Here is a 16,676-nt window from a genome sequence, read left to right as displayed (position 1 = left end):
GCAGGAAAGGGTTATGGACCTAGTCCCGGCGGCTCTCCCTTGCGCCGGACGGTCCGGTGGACTCGGAGAAGAGAGCGGAGCGCATGCAGCACCACGACGAGCACAGCCCCGGCGAACGGCGGACGAACGGCGGTGGCAGGCACCGCAGAGGACGGCGTGCGGGACGGCGCGCGCGCCTCGTGCCGTCCTTCCGTACCGCCGTGACCGTCGCGGGTACCGCGACCGCCGTCCTCACCGTGGCGGCGGGAGCGTACGTCGCGTCCCTGGGCTCGCAGGAGGGTGCGGGCACCCGCCCGGACGCGGTCGCCCTGTCGCGGGTGGCGCCCCTGGCCGAGGGGTCCGTGCCGACGGCCGTCCCGTCGGCCGCACCCTCGGAACGGACACCAGCGGCCGTACGGGCCGCTCCTCCGGTCACTCCGTCCTCGTCCCCGCCTCCGTCCGGGCCTCCATCCGAACCGGCGTCGGCCTCCGCGCCGAGCCCGTCGCCGACCTCCGTGCCGGAGCCCGCCCGCCCCACGCCGGCACGGCAGAAGGCTGCGGTGCCCGGCCCGCTCCAGGCGGTGGCGCCCGTCGTCGGGAAGGTGGACCAGTACGTCGAGCAAGTCGTGCTGCTCGCCAACGCCGAGCGGGAGAAGGCGGGTTGTTCCCCGCTCCGCTCCCAGAGCAAGCTGCGGAGTGCGGCTCAGGCGCACGCGGACGACATGGCGGAGCGGAACTACTACGAGCACACCAGCCCCGAGGGACGGGACGCGGGCGACCGGATCACGGCCGCCGGGTACGCGTGGTCGAGCTGGGCCGAGAACATCCACCGCGGCCCGAAGAGCCCCGCGGCGGCGATGGAGGACTGGATGAACAGCGACGGGCACCGCCGCAACATCCTCAACTGCTCGTTCAAGGACATCGGTGTCGGGGTGAAGCTGACGGCCAACGGGCCTTGGTGGGTGCAGAACTTCGGCACCGCCCGCTGACCGGGTCCGCGCCTCGCGCGGTGTGGGTTCAGGAGGCAGGCGAGGCCAGTTTCTGCACCCACACCGTGCCGTCGGGGCCGGAGACGGCGGCGACTCCCGTGTGCTTGTAGCGGCAGTTCAGCATGTTCTCCTGGTGCATCGCGCCGTCCATCCAGCTCTCGAAGACGGCGGAGGGATCGGACCCGCTGCGCGCCAGGTTCTCGGCCCAGGCGGACCAGGTGTATCCCGCCGACGAGATCCGCGCGTCGGCGAACTCGCCCTCGGGGCTGCTGTGCGCGTAGTAGCCGCGCCGGACCATGTCCCGGGCGTAGTCCCGGGCGGCCTCGGTGAGTCGGGGATCCTGCCGGAGCGGGGCGCAACCCGCTTCCGCGCGGCGCTGGTTGACCAGTCGGGTCAGCCGTTCCTCGGCGGTCGGGGTCCGCGTCGGCGTGGGGGTCGGCGTGGCGGAGGTCGGACTCGGCCGGGGCGCGGCCGTCGACGCCCGTACGGTGCTCGGCGCCGGGGGTGGCGCCGCCGCGGGCGTACGGGGTGAGGGCTGCCGGCTCTCGGGCTCCGACGGCACGAGGAGTATGAGCCCGCCGAGGACGCCGACGGCGACCAACCCGGCGACGACGGACCGGCGCATGCCGGACCCCCCACGGCCCGCCCCCGGCACGGGGACCGAGCGCCCCGCCTCACCGAAGCCACCGCCTCCGCCGCCGGACACCGAGCCCGTCCCGTCACCGGCGAGCCCCGGCCCGGGCTCGAAGTCCGGATGGGGATCCGCTCCGGACGCCTGCCCGGCCGACGACCCGGCGGCCCCCGGATCCGCAGGCGCTCCCCCGTACGGCGTCAGGTCGGGCCCCGGGCCGGTCTGCCCCATGCCCCCGTCGGATCCCTGGCCGCCGGCCTGCCCCGCGCCCCAGTCGCCCCCCGCAGCCGTGTCCGGGGACCGGCCTGCCCAGGCGGCCGTCTGGATGTCCGGGCGGGCCGCACCCCAGGCCAGCAGCGGTGGCACCAGGCCGAGGCCGACCAGGAGGCCCTCGGCGGGGGCCAGGCCCGAGCGGCTGCGGCCGCATGTGGCGCAGGTGGAGACGTGGCGTGCGATGCGTTTGCGCCAGATCGGTGCCGGGTGTCCGTCCCAGCCGGCGGTGATGCCGAGCAGTTCCGCGCACGGCGGCCGCGTGGCGAGGGCTCGGACGACGGCGCGGCCGGTCTCCAGCCGTTCCTTCATCCGCTGGACTCGGACGGCCGCGTGTGCCGGGGGGACGGCGAGGGCGTCGGCGAGTTCCGCGCGGCTCAGTTCGCCGCCGGCCTCCAGCCACCACAGGGCGAGCAGCTCGCGGTCGCTCTCGTCGAGCCAGCGGGTCGCCTCGGCGACCTCGCGCCGCTGCCCGGAGAGGCCGAGTCGCAGAATGGTGAGGTCGACGAAGTCTCCGGCGGGGTCGGCGAGCTCGGTCGCCCGGTCGAGGCCGGGCACGGGCCCGGCCTGCCGCTCGCGCCAGCGGTGGCGGATCTGGTTCATCGCGATCGCGACGAGCCAGGACCGGAAGCGTTCGGGGTCGCGCAGCCCGGGCAGGCCGTCCAGGGCGCGGAACATCGTCTCCTGCACGACGTCGTCGACGTCGGCGTGCCCATCGAGCGCGCGGCCGACGATGTTGTAGACGAGCGGAAGGTATGCGCGTATCAGCCGCTCTCCGGCATGCGGGTCTCCGGCCACGGCCGCGTCCACCAGTGCGGCCGTGCCGCGCTCGTCGCTGTGCATCCTGCCTGCTCCCTCGTGCCTGGGTCTGTCCGTCCCCGTCGTGAGGGAGACCCGCGGGCGCGGGTGGGATAACACTTCGCGCCGATGTTTATGCCGGTGGATGCGGAAGATACGGCACGGTGGCCGCGTTCCCCACCCGTACGGCTTCGACCGCGGCCTCGTGGAGTTCGCGGCTCTCGAGTTCGGTGGCGCACGGAACCGGACTGCCCGACATCGTGAACCAGTCGGACGCGCCGCTGTACTGCACGGCCACACGTGCTTCGCCATCTGCCCAGGTGGTGTGCACGGTCAGGTCGCCCGTGACCGCACCGACTTCCTCGGTCAGCACGCCACCACGCCCGGTGTAGACGCCGGGGGTCGTCCATGATGCCCAGCTCATCCATCCAGGTTCACACCCGGATGCCACATCCGCCACCGACGGGACCACCCCGTCCGCAGGGCCTTCCGCCACTGACAGGACCGCCCCGGCCGGAGGAACTCCGGCCGGGGCGGAACAGCTGTCGCGCCGGGATCAGGCGAGGGACGCGATGGCCTCGTTGAAGGTGGCGGACGGACGCATCACGGCCGCGGCCTTGGCCGGGTCGGGCTGGTAGTAGCCGCCGATCTCGGCCGGGGAGCCCTGGACCGCGTTGAGCTCGGAGACGATGGTCTCCTCCTGCTCGGTCAGGGTCTTGGCGAGGCCGGCGAAGGCCTCCGCGAGCTGCGCGTCGTCGGTCTGCTTGGCCAGTTCCTGGGCCCAGTAGAGGGCCAGGTAGAAGTGGCTGCCGCGGTTGTCGATACCACCGACGCGACGGGTCGGCGACTTGTCCTCGTTGAGGAAGGTGCCGGTGGCGCGGTCGAGGGTGTCGGCGAGGACCTGGGCGCGGGCGTTGCTCGTGGTGGTCGCCAGGTGCTCGAAGCTGGCGGCCAGGGCGAAGAACTCGCCGAGGGAGTCCCAGCGGAGGTAGTTCTCCTTGACGAGCTGCTGGACGTGCTTCGGGGCGGAGCCGCCGGCGCCCGTCTCGAACAGGCCGCCGCCGGCCATCAGCGGGACGACCGAGAGCATCTTGGCGCTGGTGCCCAGCTCCAGGATCGGGAAGAGGTCGGTCAGGTAGTCACGCAGCACGTTGCCGGTGACCGAGATGGTGTCCTCGCCGCGGCGGATGCGCTCCAGGGAGAACGTGGTGGCGTCGACCGGGGCGAGGATCTTGATCTCCAGACCCTCGGTGTCGTGCTCGGGCAGGTACTGCTTGACCTTGGCGATCAGCTGGGCGTCGTGCGCGCGGGTCTCGTCCAGCCAGAAGACGGCCGGGGCGCCGGTGGCGCGGGCGCGGGTCACGGCGAGCTTGACCCAGTCCTGGATGGGCAGGTCCTTGGTCTGGCAGGCGCGGAAGATGTCGCCCTCGGCGACCTCCTGCTCCAGGACGACGTTGCCCGCGGCGTCGACGAGGCGGACGGTGCCGGCCGCGGCGATCTCGAAGGTCTTGTCGTGGGAGCCGTACTCCTCGGCCTTCTGCGCCATCAGACCGACGTTGGGTACGGAGCCCATGGTCGACGGGTCGAAGGCGCCGTGGGCGCGGCAGTCGTCGATGACGGCCTGGTACACGCCGGAGTAGCTGCTGTCCGGGAGGACGGCGAGGGTGTCGGCCTCCTGGCCGTCCGGGCCCCACATGTGGCCGGACGTGCGGATCATGGCCGGCATCGAGGCGTCGACGATGACGTCGGACGGCACGTGCAGGTTGGTGATGCCCTTGTCGGAGTCGACCATGGCGAGGGCCGGGCCCTCGGCGAGCTCGGCGTCGAAGGACGCCTTGATCTCGGCACCGTTCGGGAGGGCGGCCAGGCCGTTGAGGATGCCACCGAGGCCGTCGTTCGGGGAGAGGCCGGCGGCGGCGAGCGCCGCACCGTGGGCGGCGAACGTCTTCGGGAAGAAGGCGCGGACCACGTGGCCGAAGACGATCGGGTCGGAGACCTTCATCATCGTGGCCTTGAGGTGCACGGAGAACAGGACGTCCTCGGCCTTGGCGCGGGCGATCTGCTCGCCGAGGAAGGTGCGCAGGGCGGCGACGTGCATGACGGAGGCGTCGACGACCTCACCGGCGAGCACGGGGACCGACTCGCGCAGGACGGTGGTGGTGCCGTCGGCGGCGACGTGCTCGATGCGCAGCGTGCCGGCCTCGGAGACGGTCGCGGACTTCTCGGTGGAGCGGAAGTCGTTCTGCCCCATGGTGGCGACGTTGGTCTTCGAGTCCGAGGACCAGGCGCCCATGCGGTGCGGGTGCGTCTTGGCGTAGTTCTTGACCGAGCCCGGGGCGCGGCGGTCGGAGTTGCCCTCACGCAGGACCGGGTTGACGGCGCTGCCCTTGACCTTGTCGTAGCGGGCGCGGACGTCCTTGTCCTCGTCGGTCTGCGGGTCGTCCGGGTAGTCCGGGAGGGCGTAGCCCTGCGCCTGGAGCTCGGCGATCGCGGCCTTCAGCTGCGGGATGGACGCCGAGACGTTCGGCAGCTTGATGATGTTCGCGCCGGGCGTCTTGGCCAGCGCGCCGAGCTCGGCGAGCGCGTCGTCGATGCGCTGACCCTCGTCGAGACGCTCGGGGAAGCCGGAGATGATGCGTCCCGCCAGGGAGATGTCACGGGTCTCGACATTGACCCCGGCAGTCGAGGCGTAGGCCTGGATCACGGGCAGGAACGAGTACGTCGCCAGGGCGGGCGCCTCGTCAGTGTGGGTGTAGATGATGGTCGAGTCAGTCACCGGGTGTGCTCCGCTCCACGTCTGCGTCTGCGAGATTGCTCGACATCAAGATATCTCGTGATCCGCCTCGGTGGGAAAGGGCCCTGCCTCCTCTGTGGGAACGATGGTGCCGGTGAGCCGGTACGGAGTGGGGACGGCGTCCAGGTCGACGTGGCGCAGCAGGGCCAGCAGCACCAGCGTGGCCGCGGCGCTCGCACCGACGGCGAGGCCCTGTCCGGCCTGGTAGGCGACGTGGGACACGTTCGGATCGGTGGGCTCCATGAGGAACATGGAGTCGACGAGGAGGACCAGGCCGGCGCCGAGCCCACCGACGGCGGCGATGCCCAGGGGAACGATCACGAAGACGGTGCGCAGCGGGAAGCGGCGCGAGCGCGCGGGGCCCACCTTGCCGCGGCGGGCGAGGAGGGCCACGAGTCCGCACGCCACGGCGAGAACGAGCAGGTCGGCCCCGATCGTGTCGCTGGGCCGGTGCCATCCGGCGGCCACCGTGTACGCGCCCACGGCCGTCGCCCACAGGGCGCAGAGGCCCACCGCGAGGCCGCGGACCCGGTACGGGACGACGAGGGCCAGGCCGAACATCACGCTCATCGCGACCGTGGTGTGTCCGCTGGGAAAGCTGTTGTGGGTCAGGTGGGCGGGCGCGTGGACCAGATCCGGGCGGGCGAGGACATAGCCCTTGAGCATCTCGGCGAGGAAGAGGGAGACGCCGACGGTGCCCAGTGCCGCGAGCGTGAGGGCGTGCCGTCGCCGCAGCACCCCGATGACGGTCAGCACGAGCATGGCGACGGCGAGGGAGTACACCGTGATGTGCTGCAGGGTGCGGTTCGCCTCGTGGGCGGCGGCCAGGGTCTCGTCGGTGAGCCGGCCGGTGAGCACGGCGTTCTCCCAGCGCTGGCCGGTGGCGGTCAGCACGAGGCCGGCGTAGACGACCGCGAGCAGCAGGACCGCGGCGAGGCAGGAGCGCTGCATCCTCTTGCGTATTCGGGCACTGAAGGAGTCGGCCGCTTCACCGGCGATGTTGGCGTACCACCAGGTGCCGGTCTCCAGCGACTGCGTTCTGCGGTCGGCGCGGAGCCTGTCGTAGGGTGCCATGCTCCGATTCGAACCCGGCGCGGTCCGGGGCGCCCGTTGTGCGCACCCGAACGAATCGCCGAACGGTCTTTCCGGGGCCGTCGGCTCGGCGGGTCGTCGGCTCGGCGGGTCCTGGCGGGTCGGCGGGTCGGCGGGTCGGCGGGTCCTGGCGGGTCGGCGGGTCGGCGGGTCGGCGGGTCGGCGGGTCGGCGAATCCTGGCGGGGCCGCTGGGCGGATGCGATCAGCAGGAGGCGCAGAAGAGCGGGCCCGGGACGTCAGGAAGAGTCGCGGACGACCAGTTCCGTCGGCAGGACGCGGTGGTGGCGCTCCTCCGACGCCCCCGCGATCTCCTCGAGCAGCAGCCTGGCCATGGTGCGCCCCATCTCCTCGATCGGCTGACGCACGCTCGTCAGAGGCGGGTCCATGTGGCGGGCCACCGGCGAGTCGTCGACGCCGACCAGGGCCACGTCCTGCGGGACCCGGCGCCCCGACGCGCGCAGGACGGCGCGGGCGCCCGCCGCCATGACGTCGGAGGCGGCGAAGACGGCGTCGAGGTCGGGGCTGCGCTCCAGCAGCTCGTGCATGGCCCGCCGTCCGCCGTCCTCGGTGAAGTCGCCGGTGGCCACGAGGGATTCGTCGGGGGCGAGCCCGGCCTCCGCGAGTCCCCGGTGGTAGCCGTCGAGGCGGCAGCGGGCCACGTACATGTCGAGCGGACCCGTGATGGTCGCGATGCGGCGGCGGCCCCGGCCGGCGAGATGGGCGACGGCCGAGCGCCCGGCGCCGACGTTGTCGGAGTCGACGTACGCCACCGGCTCGGCCTCGGCACGGCGACCGTTCAGCACGGCCGGCAGCCCGAGCGCCCGCACCTGGTCGGGCAGCGGGTCGTCGGCGTGGACCGACACCAGCAGCACGCCGTCCACCCGCTGGGCGGCGAGGTACTGCTCGAAGCGCTGGCGCTCCTTGTCGCTGCGGATGAGCGTGAGCAGCAACTGCTTGTCGGCATCGGCGAGTTCGGCGCTGACTCCGCGGATGATGTCGAGGAAGTACGGCTCGGCGAAGAGCCTGGCCTCGGTCTCGGGGATCACCAGCGCCACGGCGTCGGTGCGGCTGCCGGCCAGCGCCCGCGCCGCGCGATTGGGTACGTAGCCGAGTTCGGCGACGGCCCGGTCGACGGCGGCCTTGGCGTGTTCGCTCACCCGCGGGGAGCCGTTGATCACCCTGGAGACCGTGCCGCGGCCGACGCCCGCCCTGGCCGCGACCTCCTCCAGGGTGGGCCTGCCGGTCTGGCGCCCGCTCACCACCATCTGCCGTCTCCCCTCGTGTCCCCTGCGTTACCCGTGACCCTATCAAGAGTGGGAGCGCTCCCACAGTCCACGTAACGGATCCCGGTCCACCTCTTGACACCCGTGCGAGCCAGCCAGCAGTCTTCCGGCGAGACGCAGTGGGAGCGCTCCCACGTGTGGCCCCACAGCCCACGCATCGCACCACCCGGACGAGGAGAGTCGTATGCGCACTTCCAGCACCAGACGCACCAGAGAGGGGCGCCGGCGCACCACCATGGCCGCGGTCGCGGGCCTCACGGCGTGCGCCGCCCTGATCACCGGTTGCGGCGGCAGCGGTTCCGACGAAGCCGGCGGCGACGGGAAGATCACCCTGCGCATCGGCACCTTCGGCTCCTTCGGCTACGACGACAAGACCGGCGCCAAGCTCTACGCCGAGTACGAGAAGGCGCACCCGAACATCAAGATCGTCGAGTCCAATGTCGCCGACGGCCAGAAGTACTGGGACACCCTCAAGCTGCGCCTCTCCCGCAACAGCGGTCTCGCCGACATCCAGGCCCTCGAAGTCGGCTACATCGCGGAGGCCACCGGCCCCGCCATGGCCGACAAGTGGGTCGATCTGAGCAAGAGCGGCGGGGCCGACCTCGACGCCTTCCTCGACTGGAAGGTCAATCAGGCCACCACCTCCGACGGCAAGGTCATCGCCCTCGGTACCGACATCGGCCCGATGGCCATCTGCTACAACAAGGACCTGTTCGCCAAGGCGAAGCTGCCGACCGACCGAGCTGCGGTCGGCGCACTGTGGCAGGGCGACTGGGCCAAGTTCCTGGAGACAGGGAAGAACTACCAGAAGAACGCCCCCGCGGGAACGTCCTTCCACGACTCCGCGAGCGGTCTGTTCAACGCGGTCATCTCCAGCGAGCCGGTGCAGTACGCCGACACCAAGGGCGAGTTGGACTACGAGAACAGCCCCGGGGTGAAGAAGGCGTGGGAGACCGCCGTCGCGGCGGCGCAGGGCGGGATCACCGCCAAGCTCCGCCAGTTCGACGAGAAGGGCACCTGGAACGCCGCCTTCAAGAACTCCAAGTTCGCGACCGTCGCCTGCCCGAGCTGGATGACGGGCATCATCAAGGACCAGGCGGGCGCGGCCAACCAGGGCAAGTGGGACATCGCCGCACCGCCCGTGGCGGGCAACTGGGGCGGCGCGTTCCTCGGCGTCCCCAAGTCGGGCAAGCACGCCAAGGAAGCCGCCGAGCTGGCCGCCTGGCTGACCGCGCCGGCGCAGCACGCCAAGGTCTTCGGCGTGAACGGCAACATTCCCTCGACCAAGCACACCCTGACCTCCGCGGTGGTGCAGGACGCCAAGCTGCCGTACTTCGGTGAGGCCCCGGTCGGGAAGATCTACTCCGAGGCCGCGGCCGGCATCACGCCCGCCCCGATCAGCCGTTGGGACGGCCAGGTGAAGACCTTCATCACCGACAACGGCATCCTCGACATCGAGCAGCGCGGCACCGATCCCGCGAAGGCGTGGGACAACGTCAAGAAGCTCATCGAGGACAAGATCGAGCAGTAGCGGCGCCCACGAGCCGCCCGGCGCTCCCCCGTCGGGCGGCCGTCCGGCCCTCCGGCCTCCTTCCTCCGAACGCACCGCACGCGCACCGACACCGAAGGGACGCCCCTCGTGGCCACCTCCCTCCGGGCCGCGGCCGACGGCACCCCGCCGCCCGCCCCGCCCTCCTCCCCCACCCACCGAAGCGCCCCTCCGCCTCCCAGCGGTTGGCGCAGCCGGTTCTACCGGTGGGACCTGCGGCTCAGCCCGTACGCCTTCGTCTCCCCCTTCTTCCTCACCTTCGCGGCCTTCGGGCTCTTCCCGCTGCTCTACACGGGCTGGCTCTCGCTCCACCGGGTCGAGCTCGGCGGCGACGCGGAGTGGAAGGGGCTGGACAACTACGCCAACCTGGCGGACAGCGAGTTCTTCTGGAACGCGCTCGCCAACACCTTCACCATCGGGGTCATTTCGACCGTCCCCCAGCTGCTCATGGCCCTGGGCCTGGCGCATCTGCTCAACTACAAGCTGCGCGGCCGCGGTTTCTTCCGCGTCGCGGTGCTCGCCCCGTACGCCACCTCGATCGCGGCGGCGACGCTCGTCTTCGCCCAGCTCTTCAACACCGACTACGGTCTGATCAACACGGTGCTCGGCTGGGTCGGCTTCGACCCGGTGGACTGGGAGTCCTCCAAGTGGCCCTCCCAGATCGCCATTTCGACGATCGTGATCTGGCGCTGGACCGGATACAACGCGCTGATCTACCTCGCCGCGATGCAGGCGGTGCCCCAGGATCTCTACGAGGCGGCGGCGCTCGACGGGGCCTCCCGCTGGCGGCAGTTCATCAGCGTCACCATCCCGTCGATCCGCCCGACGATCCTGTTCACGATCATCGTGTCCACCATCGGCGCCACACAGCTCTTCGGCGAGCCGATGATCTTCGGCGGCAGTCTCGGCGTGAGCGGCGGCAGCGGCAACCAGTACCAGACGCTGAGCCTGCTGATGTACGAGAAGGGCTGGGTGACCGGCGCTCTGGGACAGGCATCCGCCATCGCCTGGGTGATGCTCCTGCTCCTGATGCTGATCGGGGCGGTCCGGATGCTCTTCGCCCGGGCGAACCGCACGAAACTGGGGGCCTGACCTCATGACGCACACCACCCTCGACGGGAAGCGCCTCTTCGGGCGCCCGGCCGCAGGCCGCCAGCACCACGCCGGCCCGCTGACCTACGTCCTGCTGGGACTGGCCGCCCTGGTCTCGCTCTTCCCGCTGTACTGGAACCTCGTCGCCGCCTCCCATTCGGGCGAGCGCGTGGTCGAGGCTCCGGCACCGCTGCTGCCCGGCCCCCGGCTCTTCGACAACCTCACCTTCGCCTGGAACCAGGTCGACATGGGTGAGGCGCTGATCAACACCACCGTCGTCGCCGGCCTCGTCGCGGTGTCCACGGTCCTCTTCTCCACGCTCGCCGGCTTCGCCTTCGCCAAGCTGCCCTTCCGGGGCCGCAACGCCATGCTCGCCCTCGTGGTGGCGACGATGACGATCCCGCCGCAGCTGAGCGTGATCCCGCTGTACCGGATCATCACCGACCTGGGCTGGGTCGACCAGCTCCAGTCGGTCGTCCTGCCGTCCCTGGTCGCCGCGTTCGGCGTGTTCTTCATGCGGCAGTATCTGATCGAGGCGCTCCCGGTGGAGCTGGTCGAGGCGGCCCGCATGGACGGCGCCCACAGCCTGCGGATCATCTGGCACGTGGTCTTTCCGGTGGCCCGGCCCGCGATGGCGGTGCTCGGGATGCTGGTCTTCGTCCAGGCGTGGAACGACTTCTTCTGGCCGTTCATCGCGCTGACCCCGGACGGGAACCCGACCCTGCAGGTCGCCCTGGCCGGCCTCGGCGCGGGCAATCACACCGTCGACCAGGCGGTCGTTCTGACCGGCGCGCTGATATCCACCCTGCCGCTGCTGCTGGTCTTCGCCGTGCTCGGCAAGCACATCGTCGGCGGCATCACCTCGGGCGCCGTCAAGAGCTGACCGGCGTGCTCCGTGACGGGTTCACCCCGTCTCCGTCCCCGACCGGGGCGCCGTCCCTCTCCGGTCCTCCTTCCGTACGTACACTCCTCTCACTCGGGAGCACTTCCGCATGACCGCGACAGATCCCCGACCTCGCACCACGACCCGCCGGTTTCCGGCCGGATTCCTGTGGGGCACCGCCACCGCCGCGTACCAGATCGAGGGCGCCGCGGCCGAGGACGGCCGTACCCCGTCGATCTGGGACACCTTCTCGCGCACCCCCGGCAAGGTCTTCGAGGGCCACACCGGCGACGTGGCGGTCGACCACTACCACCGCTTCCGTGACGACGTACGGATGATGGCGGACCTGGGCCTGAGCGCCTACCGCTTCTCGGTGGCATGGCCGCGGGTCCAGCCGACCGGCCGCGGCCCGGCCGTCCAGAAGGGCCTGGACTTCTACCGCCGCCTCGTCGACGAGCTGCTCGGCGCCGGCATCGAGCCGGTCGTCACCCTCTACCACTGGGACCTGCCACAGGACCTCGAGTCGGCCGGCGGCTGGCCCGAGCGGGCCACCGCCGAGCGGTTCGGCACGTACGCGGCGCTCGTCGGCGAGGCGCTCGGCGACCGGGTCACGCGCTGGACGACGCTCAACGAGCCCTGGTGCACCGCCTTCCTCGGCTACGGCTCCGGGGTCCACGCCCCCGGCCGCACCGACCCGGTCGCCGCCCTGCGCGCCGCCCACCACCTCAACCTGGCCCACGGTCTCGCCGCCCAGGCCCTGCACGCGGCGCTGCCCGGCCGGGCCCGGCTCTCCATCAGCCTCAATCTGCACGAGATCCGGCCTCTCACGCCCTCGGCCGAGGACCGGGAGGCGGCCCGCCGGATCGACGCGGTCGGCAACCGGGTCTTCCTGGGCCCGCTGCTCGACGGCGCGTACCCCGAGGACCTGTTCGCCGACACCGCGTCCCTCACCGACTGGGGCTTCGTACAGGACGGCGACACGGCCACGATCCGACAGCCGCTGGACTCTCTCGGCATCAACTACTACACACCGACTGTCGTGTCGGCGGTCGCCGAGGGGGCGGAGAAGCCGCAGGACGACGGCCACGGGGCGAGCGACCACTCGCCCTGGCCGGGCGGCGACGACATCGCCTTCCACCGGGCACCGGGCGAACGCACGGCGATGGGCTGGGCGGTGGACCCGAGCGGGCTGTACGACCTGCTGACCCGGGTCTCCGCGCGCTATCCGGACCTGCCCCTGCTCATCACCGAGAACGGCGCCGCCTACGAGGACGAGGTCGGGGCCGACGGCACGGTCCACGACCCCGACCGGATCGCCTATGTGCATGGCCATCTGGCGGCCGTGCACCGGGCGATCGCCGACGGTGCCGACGTCCGCGGCTACTTCCTCTGGTCGCTCATGGACAACTTCGAGTGGGCGTACGGCTACGCGAAGCGGTTCGGCGCCGTCCACGTCGACTACACGTCACTCGCTCGCACCCCCAAGTCGAGCGCGCACTGGTACGCACGCGTGGCGCGGTCGAACGAGCTCGCGGACCCGACGGAGGACTGAGTCGGGCGGAGTGGGGCGGGGTCGGGTGGGCGCGTTGCTGCCAGGACCAGGAGAAATGCGCCTGCTCCCCTGTCGGGGCCGAGGGCACGACATACCTGCTGGTCAGAGGGGTACGACATGCGTACGACACCCTCTCGGCGTAACGTCGCCGGTGGATCTCGGGTACCCGACGGCACCGGGAGGCTGTGTGCGCGGCTCCACGCACGACGACGCGGCCGCTCCGTCCCGCCGCCACCGGCGCATACGCATCGCGGTGACGGCGGTCGGAGCGGTCCTGGTCGCCGCGGGTGGACTGTACGCCGCGGGACTCGTCGCCACCGGCGACGAGATATCCGAGGGCACCCGGGTCGACGGCGTGGACATCGGCGGCATGAGCCGCGAAGAGGCACGCGCGAAGCTGACGTCCTCCCCACCGGCGTCCTGGACCGCCCCGGTACCCGTACGGATCGGTCAGAGCACCGGCACCGTCGAACCGGCCGCGGCGGGCCTGAGCGTCGACGTCGAGAAGACCGTCGAAAAGGCCGCCGACCCCTCCCGCGACCCGGTGACCGTCATCGGACGGCTGTTCTCCAGCCAGGAGCGGGACATCGAACCCGTCGTCGCCTTCGACGAGACCAAGGCCCGTACGGCGATGGCCGAGACGGCTCGGACCTACGACCGCGCGACCGTGGAGGGGTCCGTCTCCTTCAAGGAGGGCCAAGCCGTCACCGTCCAGGCCCGCGACGGCCAGAAGCTGGACGTCGACGGTGCCGTCGACACTCTGCGCGACAACTATCCCGAGCCGGCGACGGAGAATCCTGTGACGCTGCCGACCGCCGTGTCCCCGCCCAAGGTGGACGAGACGGAGACGGTGCGGTTCCTGAACGAGTTCGGGACCCCCGCGATGTCGGGGCCCGTCACTCTCACCGTCGACGGCGAGAGCCTGCGGATCACGCCGACGACGCTCGGCGCCCATCTGACGGTGAAGGCGGACGACAAGGGCCGGCTCGTCCCCACGCTGAACTCCCAGGCGCTGATCCGCGACCCGGCGGTCGCGGGCCGACTCGAAGCCATCGCCACCGGGCCGGTCGAGGCGACGCTGGGCGTGGAGAACGGCCGGGTGGTGGTGCTGTCCGACGGCCGCGCCGGCCATGAGGTGACAGCGAAGGCCCTGGGCGACGCGGTGATGCCGTTGCTGCCGAAGAAGGGCGAGGCCGCGCGGACCGGACCGGTGGCCACCCAGCTGATCCAGCCGGTCCTCACCCGGAAGTCGGTGGCGGAGATGGGGATCAGGGAACAGATGTCGACCTTCACGGTCAACTTCCCCACCGCGCCCTATCGGACGACCAACATCGGCCGGGCGGTCGAGCTCATCAACGGCTCGTTGGTGAAGCCGGGCGAGGTCTGGAGCTTCAACAGGACCGTCGGAGAGCGCACCAAGGAGAACGGCTTCGTCGACGGCACGATGATCCTGGACGGGCAGTACCACTCGGCGCCCGGCGGCGGTGTCTCCGCCGTCGCCACCACGGTCTTCAACGCGATCTTCTTCGCCGGGGTCAAGCCGGTCGAGTACGGGGCGCACTCCTTCTACATCGAGCGGTACCCGCCGGGCCGGGAGGCGACCGTGGCCTGGGGCACGCTGGACCTGAAGTTCCGCAACAACTCCGACGCGTGGATCTACATCCAGGCGAAGGCCACGGACTCCTCGGTGACCATCACCTTCCTCGGCACGAAGAAGTACGACGCGGTGGAGGCCGTGGAGGGTCCCCGCACCAACCTCACGGAGCCCGCCGAGCGGAAGGGCACCGGTCCCAAGTGCGAGCCGCAGCCCCCGCTGGAGGGCTTCGACATCACCGTGGACCGGGTCTTCCGCGACGACGGGGCGGAGGTGGGCCGGGAGACCTTCCGGACCCACTACACGCCGCGCGACCGCGTCACCTGCGAATGACGTGATCAGGTCCGCACGAGTGGCGCCTCCGCCGTGAGCACATGGAGCAGGTGGGTGACCGCCTCGGCGACGGCGGTGCGCGCGGGGCCGAGGTAGCGCCGCGGGTCGACGGTCGTACCGTTCTCGCCCAGGTGGGTCCGGACCGCCAGGGTGAAGGCCTTGTTCAGATGGGTGGAGACGTTCACCTTCGTCATGCCGGCGCTGATCGCCCAGCTGAGGTCCACATCGCCGACCCCGGACGAGCCGTGCAGCACGAGGGGTACGCCCACGGCCTCGCGCAGCCGGGAGACGAGTGCAAAGTCGAGGACGGCGTCCCGGGTGAGCATCGCGTGGGAGCTGCCGACGGCGACGGCGAGGGCGTCGACGGCGGTGGCGGCGACGAACGCCCGTGCCTCGTCCGGGTCGGTGCGCACCCCGGGGGCGTGGGCGCCGTCCTTGCCGCCCACCTCGCCCAGTTCGGCCTCCACCCAGACGTCGTGGCGGTGGCAGTACTCCGTCATCTCGCGGGTGGCGGCCACGTTCTCCTCGTACGGGAGAGTGGATGCGTCGAACATGACGGAGCCGAAGCCGAGGGCGACGGCCTCGCGCACGAGCTCGGGCGATTCGGCGTGGTCGAGATGGACGGCGACCGGGACGGCGGCCCGGCGGGCGATGGCGAGGGTGGCGAGGCCGATGGGTTCCAGCGAGCCGTGGTAGCGCGCCGTGTTCTCGCTGAGCTGGAGGATGACGGGGAGTCCCGCCGCCTCGGCCCCGGCCACGATGGCCTGCGCGTGCTCGATCTGGATCACGTTGAACGCGCCGGCGCCGGCGTTCCGCTCGCGCGCTCCGAGGACGATCTCGCCGGTGGTGGTCAGTGGCATCAGGACCGCTCCGTCCCACCGGAGGTCAGGACGACGGACCGGGTGAGATTGCGGGGCCGGTCCGGGTCCTGGCCCTGCACCTCGGCGAGCAGGACGGCGAGTCGCTGCGCGCGGACGAGGTCGGCCATCGGGTCGAGGTGGTCGTCGGCGTCGCCCGACTCGGCGACGAGGGTGCCGCCCACGCGGGCGACGTCGTCGGCGAGTCCGGTGGGGACGGGACCGAAGGACCAGGCCACCCGGCCCGGCGCGGTGATGCTGATGGGGCCGTGGCGGTACTCCATAGCGGGGTACGCCTCGGTCCAGGCGCCGGCGGCCTCGCGCATCTTCAGTCCCGCCTCGAGGGCGAGGCCGTAGGTCCAGCCGGTGCCGAGGAAGGTGTACTGCTCGGCACCGGTGATCTCGGCGGCGAGAGGTTCGGCGACGGCCCGCTCGGCGTCCTTGGCCGCCCGTTCCACCGTCCGGACCCCGGCCGGCAGGGCGTCCTCGGCCTCGAGGTGGGCGCGGAGCAGGGCGAGGGCGGTGGTGGCGAACCGGGTCTGGACCACCGACTCCTCGTCGGCGAAGTCGAGGACGGCCACGGCGTCGGCGGCCGTCATGACGGGGGTCTCCGGGTCCGCGGTCAGGGCTCCGGTGGCGACGCTGCCCTTGACGCGGTTCAGCAGGTCGAGGACCTCGGTCGTGGTGCCGGAGCGGGTGATCGCCAGGATCCGGTCGTAGCGGCGCCCGAGGGGGAACTCGGAGGCGGCGAAGGCGTCGGTCTCGCCGTGACCGCCGTCCTCGCGGAGCTGGGCGTAGGCCTGCGCGATGAACCAGGAGGTGCCGCAGCCGACCACCGCGACGCGTTCGCCGCGCACCGGGAGGGCGGCACGGTGCTGGGGCAGGGTCTCGGCGGCCTTGCGCCAGGACGCGGGCTGGGACGCGATTTCGACGGCGGTGCGGGAGGGGGAGAGTCCCGAGGTGGGCACGTGCGGCTCCT

At 71.7% G+C, this 16,676-nt stretch carries 13 protein-coding genes; 6 read left to right on the top strand and 7 right to left on the bottom strand.

Annotation, left to right across the window (positions count from 1 at the left end; all coding sequences use genetic code 11):
* Positions 1 to 83 precede the first annotated feature (83 nt).
* Positions 84 to 968, top strand: coding sequence for a CAP domain-containing protein (locus ACZ561_RS02110; protein WP_470988470.1), 885 nt, complete (start codon positions 84 to 86; stop codon positions 966 to 968).
* A 28-nt stretch (positions 969 to 996) separates the two neighbouring features.
* On the opposite strand, the gene ACZ561_RS02105 is transcribed toward ACZ561_RS02110, so the two are convergent.
* The 5 genes from ACZ561_RS02105 to ACZ561_RS02085 all read right to left on the bottom strand — a co-directional run bounded on the left by ACZ561_RS02105 (position 997) and on the right by ACZ561_RS02085 (position 7,819).
* A complete protein-coding gene (locus tag ACZ561_RS02105) occupies positions 997 to 2,712 on the bottom strand; it encodes a sigma-70 family RNA polymerase sigma factor (RefSeq protein ID WP_470988468.1) in 1,716 nt (571 codons plus the stop codon).
* A gap of 88 nt (positions 2,713 to 2,800) precedes the next feature.
* Positions 2,801 to 3,091 carry a hypothetical protein gene (locus ACZ561_RS02100; protein WP_470988465.1) on the bottom strand — a complete coding sequence of 97 codons (291 nt, stop codon included), beginning with the start codon at positions 3,089 to 3,091 and terminating at the stop codon, positions 2,801 to 2,803.
* A gap of 132 nt (positions 3,092 to 3,223) precedes the next feature.
* On the bottom strand, positions 3,224 to 5,443 hold the full coding sequence (locus ACZ561_RS02095) for an NADP-dependent isocitrate dehydrogenase (RefSeq protein ID WP_376431863.1): 2,220 nt from the start codon (positions 5,441 to 5,443) through the stop codon (positions 3,224 to 3,226).
* A 45-nt stretch (positions 5,444 to 5,488) separates the two neighbouring features.
* Positions 5,489 to 6,535, bottom strand: a complete 1,047-nt coding sequence (locus ACZ561_RS02090; protein WP_470988463.1) for a phosphatase PAP2 family protein — start codon at positions 6,533 to 6,535, stop codon at positions 5,489 to 5,491.
* A gap of 255 nt (positions 6,536 to 6,790) precedes the next feature.
* Entirely contained in the window at positions 6,791 to 7,819 is a 1,029-nt protein-coding gene (locus ACZ561_RS02085; protein WP_470988461.1) for a LacI family DNA-binding transcriptional regulator, read from the bottom strand.
* Between the two features lie 202 nt (positions 7,820 to 8,021).
* Between ACZ561_RS02085 and ACZ561_RS02080 the strand changes: the two genes are divergently transcribed.
* The 5 genes from ACZ561_RS02080 (at position 8,022) to ACZ561_RS02060 (ending at position 14,840) form a co-directional block, all read left to right on the top strand.
* On the top strand, positions 8,022 to 9,368 hold the full coding sequence (locus ACZ561_RS02080) for an ABC transporter substrate-binding protein (RefSeq protein ID WP_470988458.1): 1,347 nt from the start codon (positions 8,022 to 8,024) through the stop codon (positions 9,366 to 9,368).
* Between the two features lie 108 nt (positions 9,369 to 9,476).
* Positions 9,477 to 10,478 carry a carbohydrate ABC transporter permease gene (locus ACZ561_RS02075; protein WP_470988455.1) on the top strand — a complete coding sequence of 334 codons (1,002 nt, stop codon included), beginning with the start codon at positions 9,477 to 9,479 and terminating at the stop codon, positions 10,476 to 10,478.
* Positions 10,479 to 10,482: 4 nt separating this feature from the next.
* Complete coding sequence (locus ACZ561_RS02070; protein ID WP_470988452.1) at positions 10,483 to 11,361, top strand: carbohydrate ABC transporter permease; 879 nt, start codon at positions 10,483 to 10,485, stop codon at positions 11,359 to 11,361.
* Positions 11,362 to 11,470: 109 nt separating this feature from the next.
* A complete protein-coding gene (locus tag ACZ561_RS02065; protein ID WP_470988449.1) occupies positions 11,471 to 12,913 on the top strand; it encodes a GH1 family beta-glucosidase in 1,443 nt (480 codons plus the stop codon).
* 187 nt (positions 12,914 to 13,100) lie between these two features.
* Positions 13,101 to 14,840 (top strand): VanW family protein, encoded by a 1,740-nt coding sequence (locus ACZ561_RS02060; RefSeq protein WP_470988447.1) that lies wholly within the window; start codon positions 13,101 to 13,103, stop codon positions 14,838 to 14,840.
* A 5-nt stretch (positions 14,841 to 14,845) separates the two neighbouring features.
* Here ACZ561_RS02060 and ACZ561_RS02055 read toward each other — a convergent pair whose 3' ends face one another.
* Together ACZ561_RS02055 and ACZ561_RS02050 are read right to left on the bottom strand one after the other, a co-directional pair.
* On the bottom strand, positions 14,846 to 15,700 hold the full coding sequence (locus ACZ561_RS02055) for a class II fructose-bisphosphate aldolase (RefSeq protein WP_470988444.1): 855 nt from the start codon (positions 15,698 to 15,700) through the stop codon (positions 14,846 to 14,848).
* The gene (locus ACZ561_RS02050) at positions 15,700 to 16,665 is read right to left on the bottom strand and encodes an SIS domain-containing protein (RefSeq protein WP_470988441.1); all 966 of its coding nucleotides are present in this window, start codon (positions 16,663 to 16,665) and stop codon (positions 15,700 to 15,702) included. The genes ACZ561_RS02055 and ACZ561_RS02050 overlap by 1 nt, the downstream gene beginning before the upstream one ends.
* Between the last annotated feature and the right edge of the window lie 11 nt (positions 16,666 to 16,676).

The organism is Streptomyces sp. NPDC039609 (assembly GCF_055596705.1).
This window is presented reverse-complemented; position numbering and strand designations above follow the sequence as displayed.

Coding starts and splice junctions, on each gene's coding strand:
- ACZ561_RS02100 (WP_470988465.1), bottom strand. CDS start 3,091: ATGAGCTGGGCATCATGGACGACCCCCGGCGTCTACACCGGGCGTGGT.
- ACZ561_RS02055 (WP_470988444.1), bottom strand. CDS start 15,700: ATGCCACTGACCACCACCGGCGAGATCGTCCTCGGAGCGCGCGAGCGG.
- ACZ561_RS02105 (WP_470988468.1), bottom strand. CDS start 2,712: ATGCACAGCGACGAGCGCGGCACGGCCGCACTGGTGGACGCGGCCGTG.
- ACZ561_RS02065 (WP_470988449.1), top strand. CDS start 11,471: ATGACCGCGACAGATCCCCGACCTCGCACCACGACCCGCCGGTTTCCG.
- ACZ561_RS02090 (WP_470988463.1), bottom strand. CDS start 6,535: ATGGCACCCTACGACAGGCTCCGCGCCGACCGCAGAACGCAGTCGCTG.
- ACZ561_RS02085 (WP_470988461.1), bottom strand. CDS start 7,819: ATGGTGGTGAGCGGGCGCCAGACCGGCAGGCCCACCCTGGAGGAGGTC.
- ACZ561_RS02070 (WP_470988452.1), top strand. CDS start 10,483: ATGACGCACACCACCCTCGACGGGAAGCGCCTCTTCGGGCGCCCGGCC.
- ACZ561_RS02080 (WP_470988458.1), top strand. CDS start 8,022: ATGCGCACTTCCAGCACCAGACGCACCAGAGAGGGGCGCCGGCGCACC.
- ACZ561_RS02110 (WP_470988470.1), top strand. CDS start 84: ATGCAGCACCACGACGAGCACAGCCCCGGCGAACGGCGGACGAACGGC.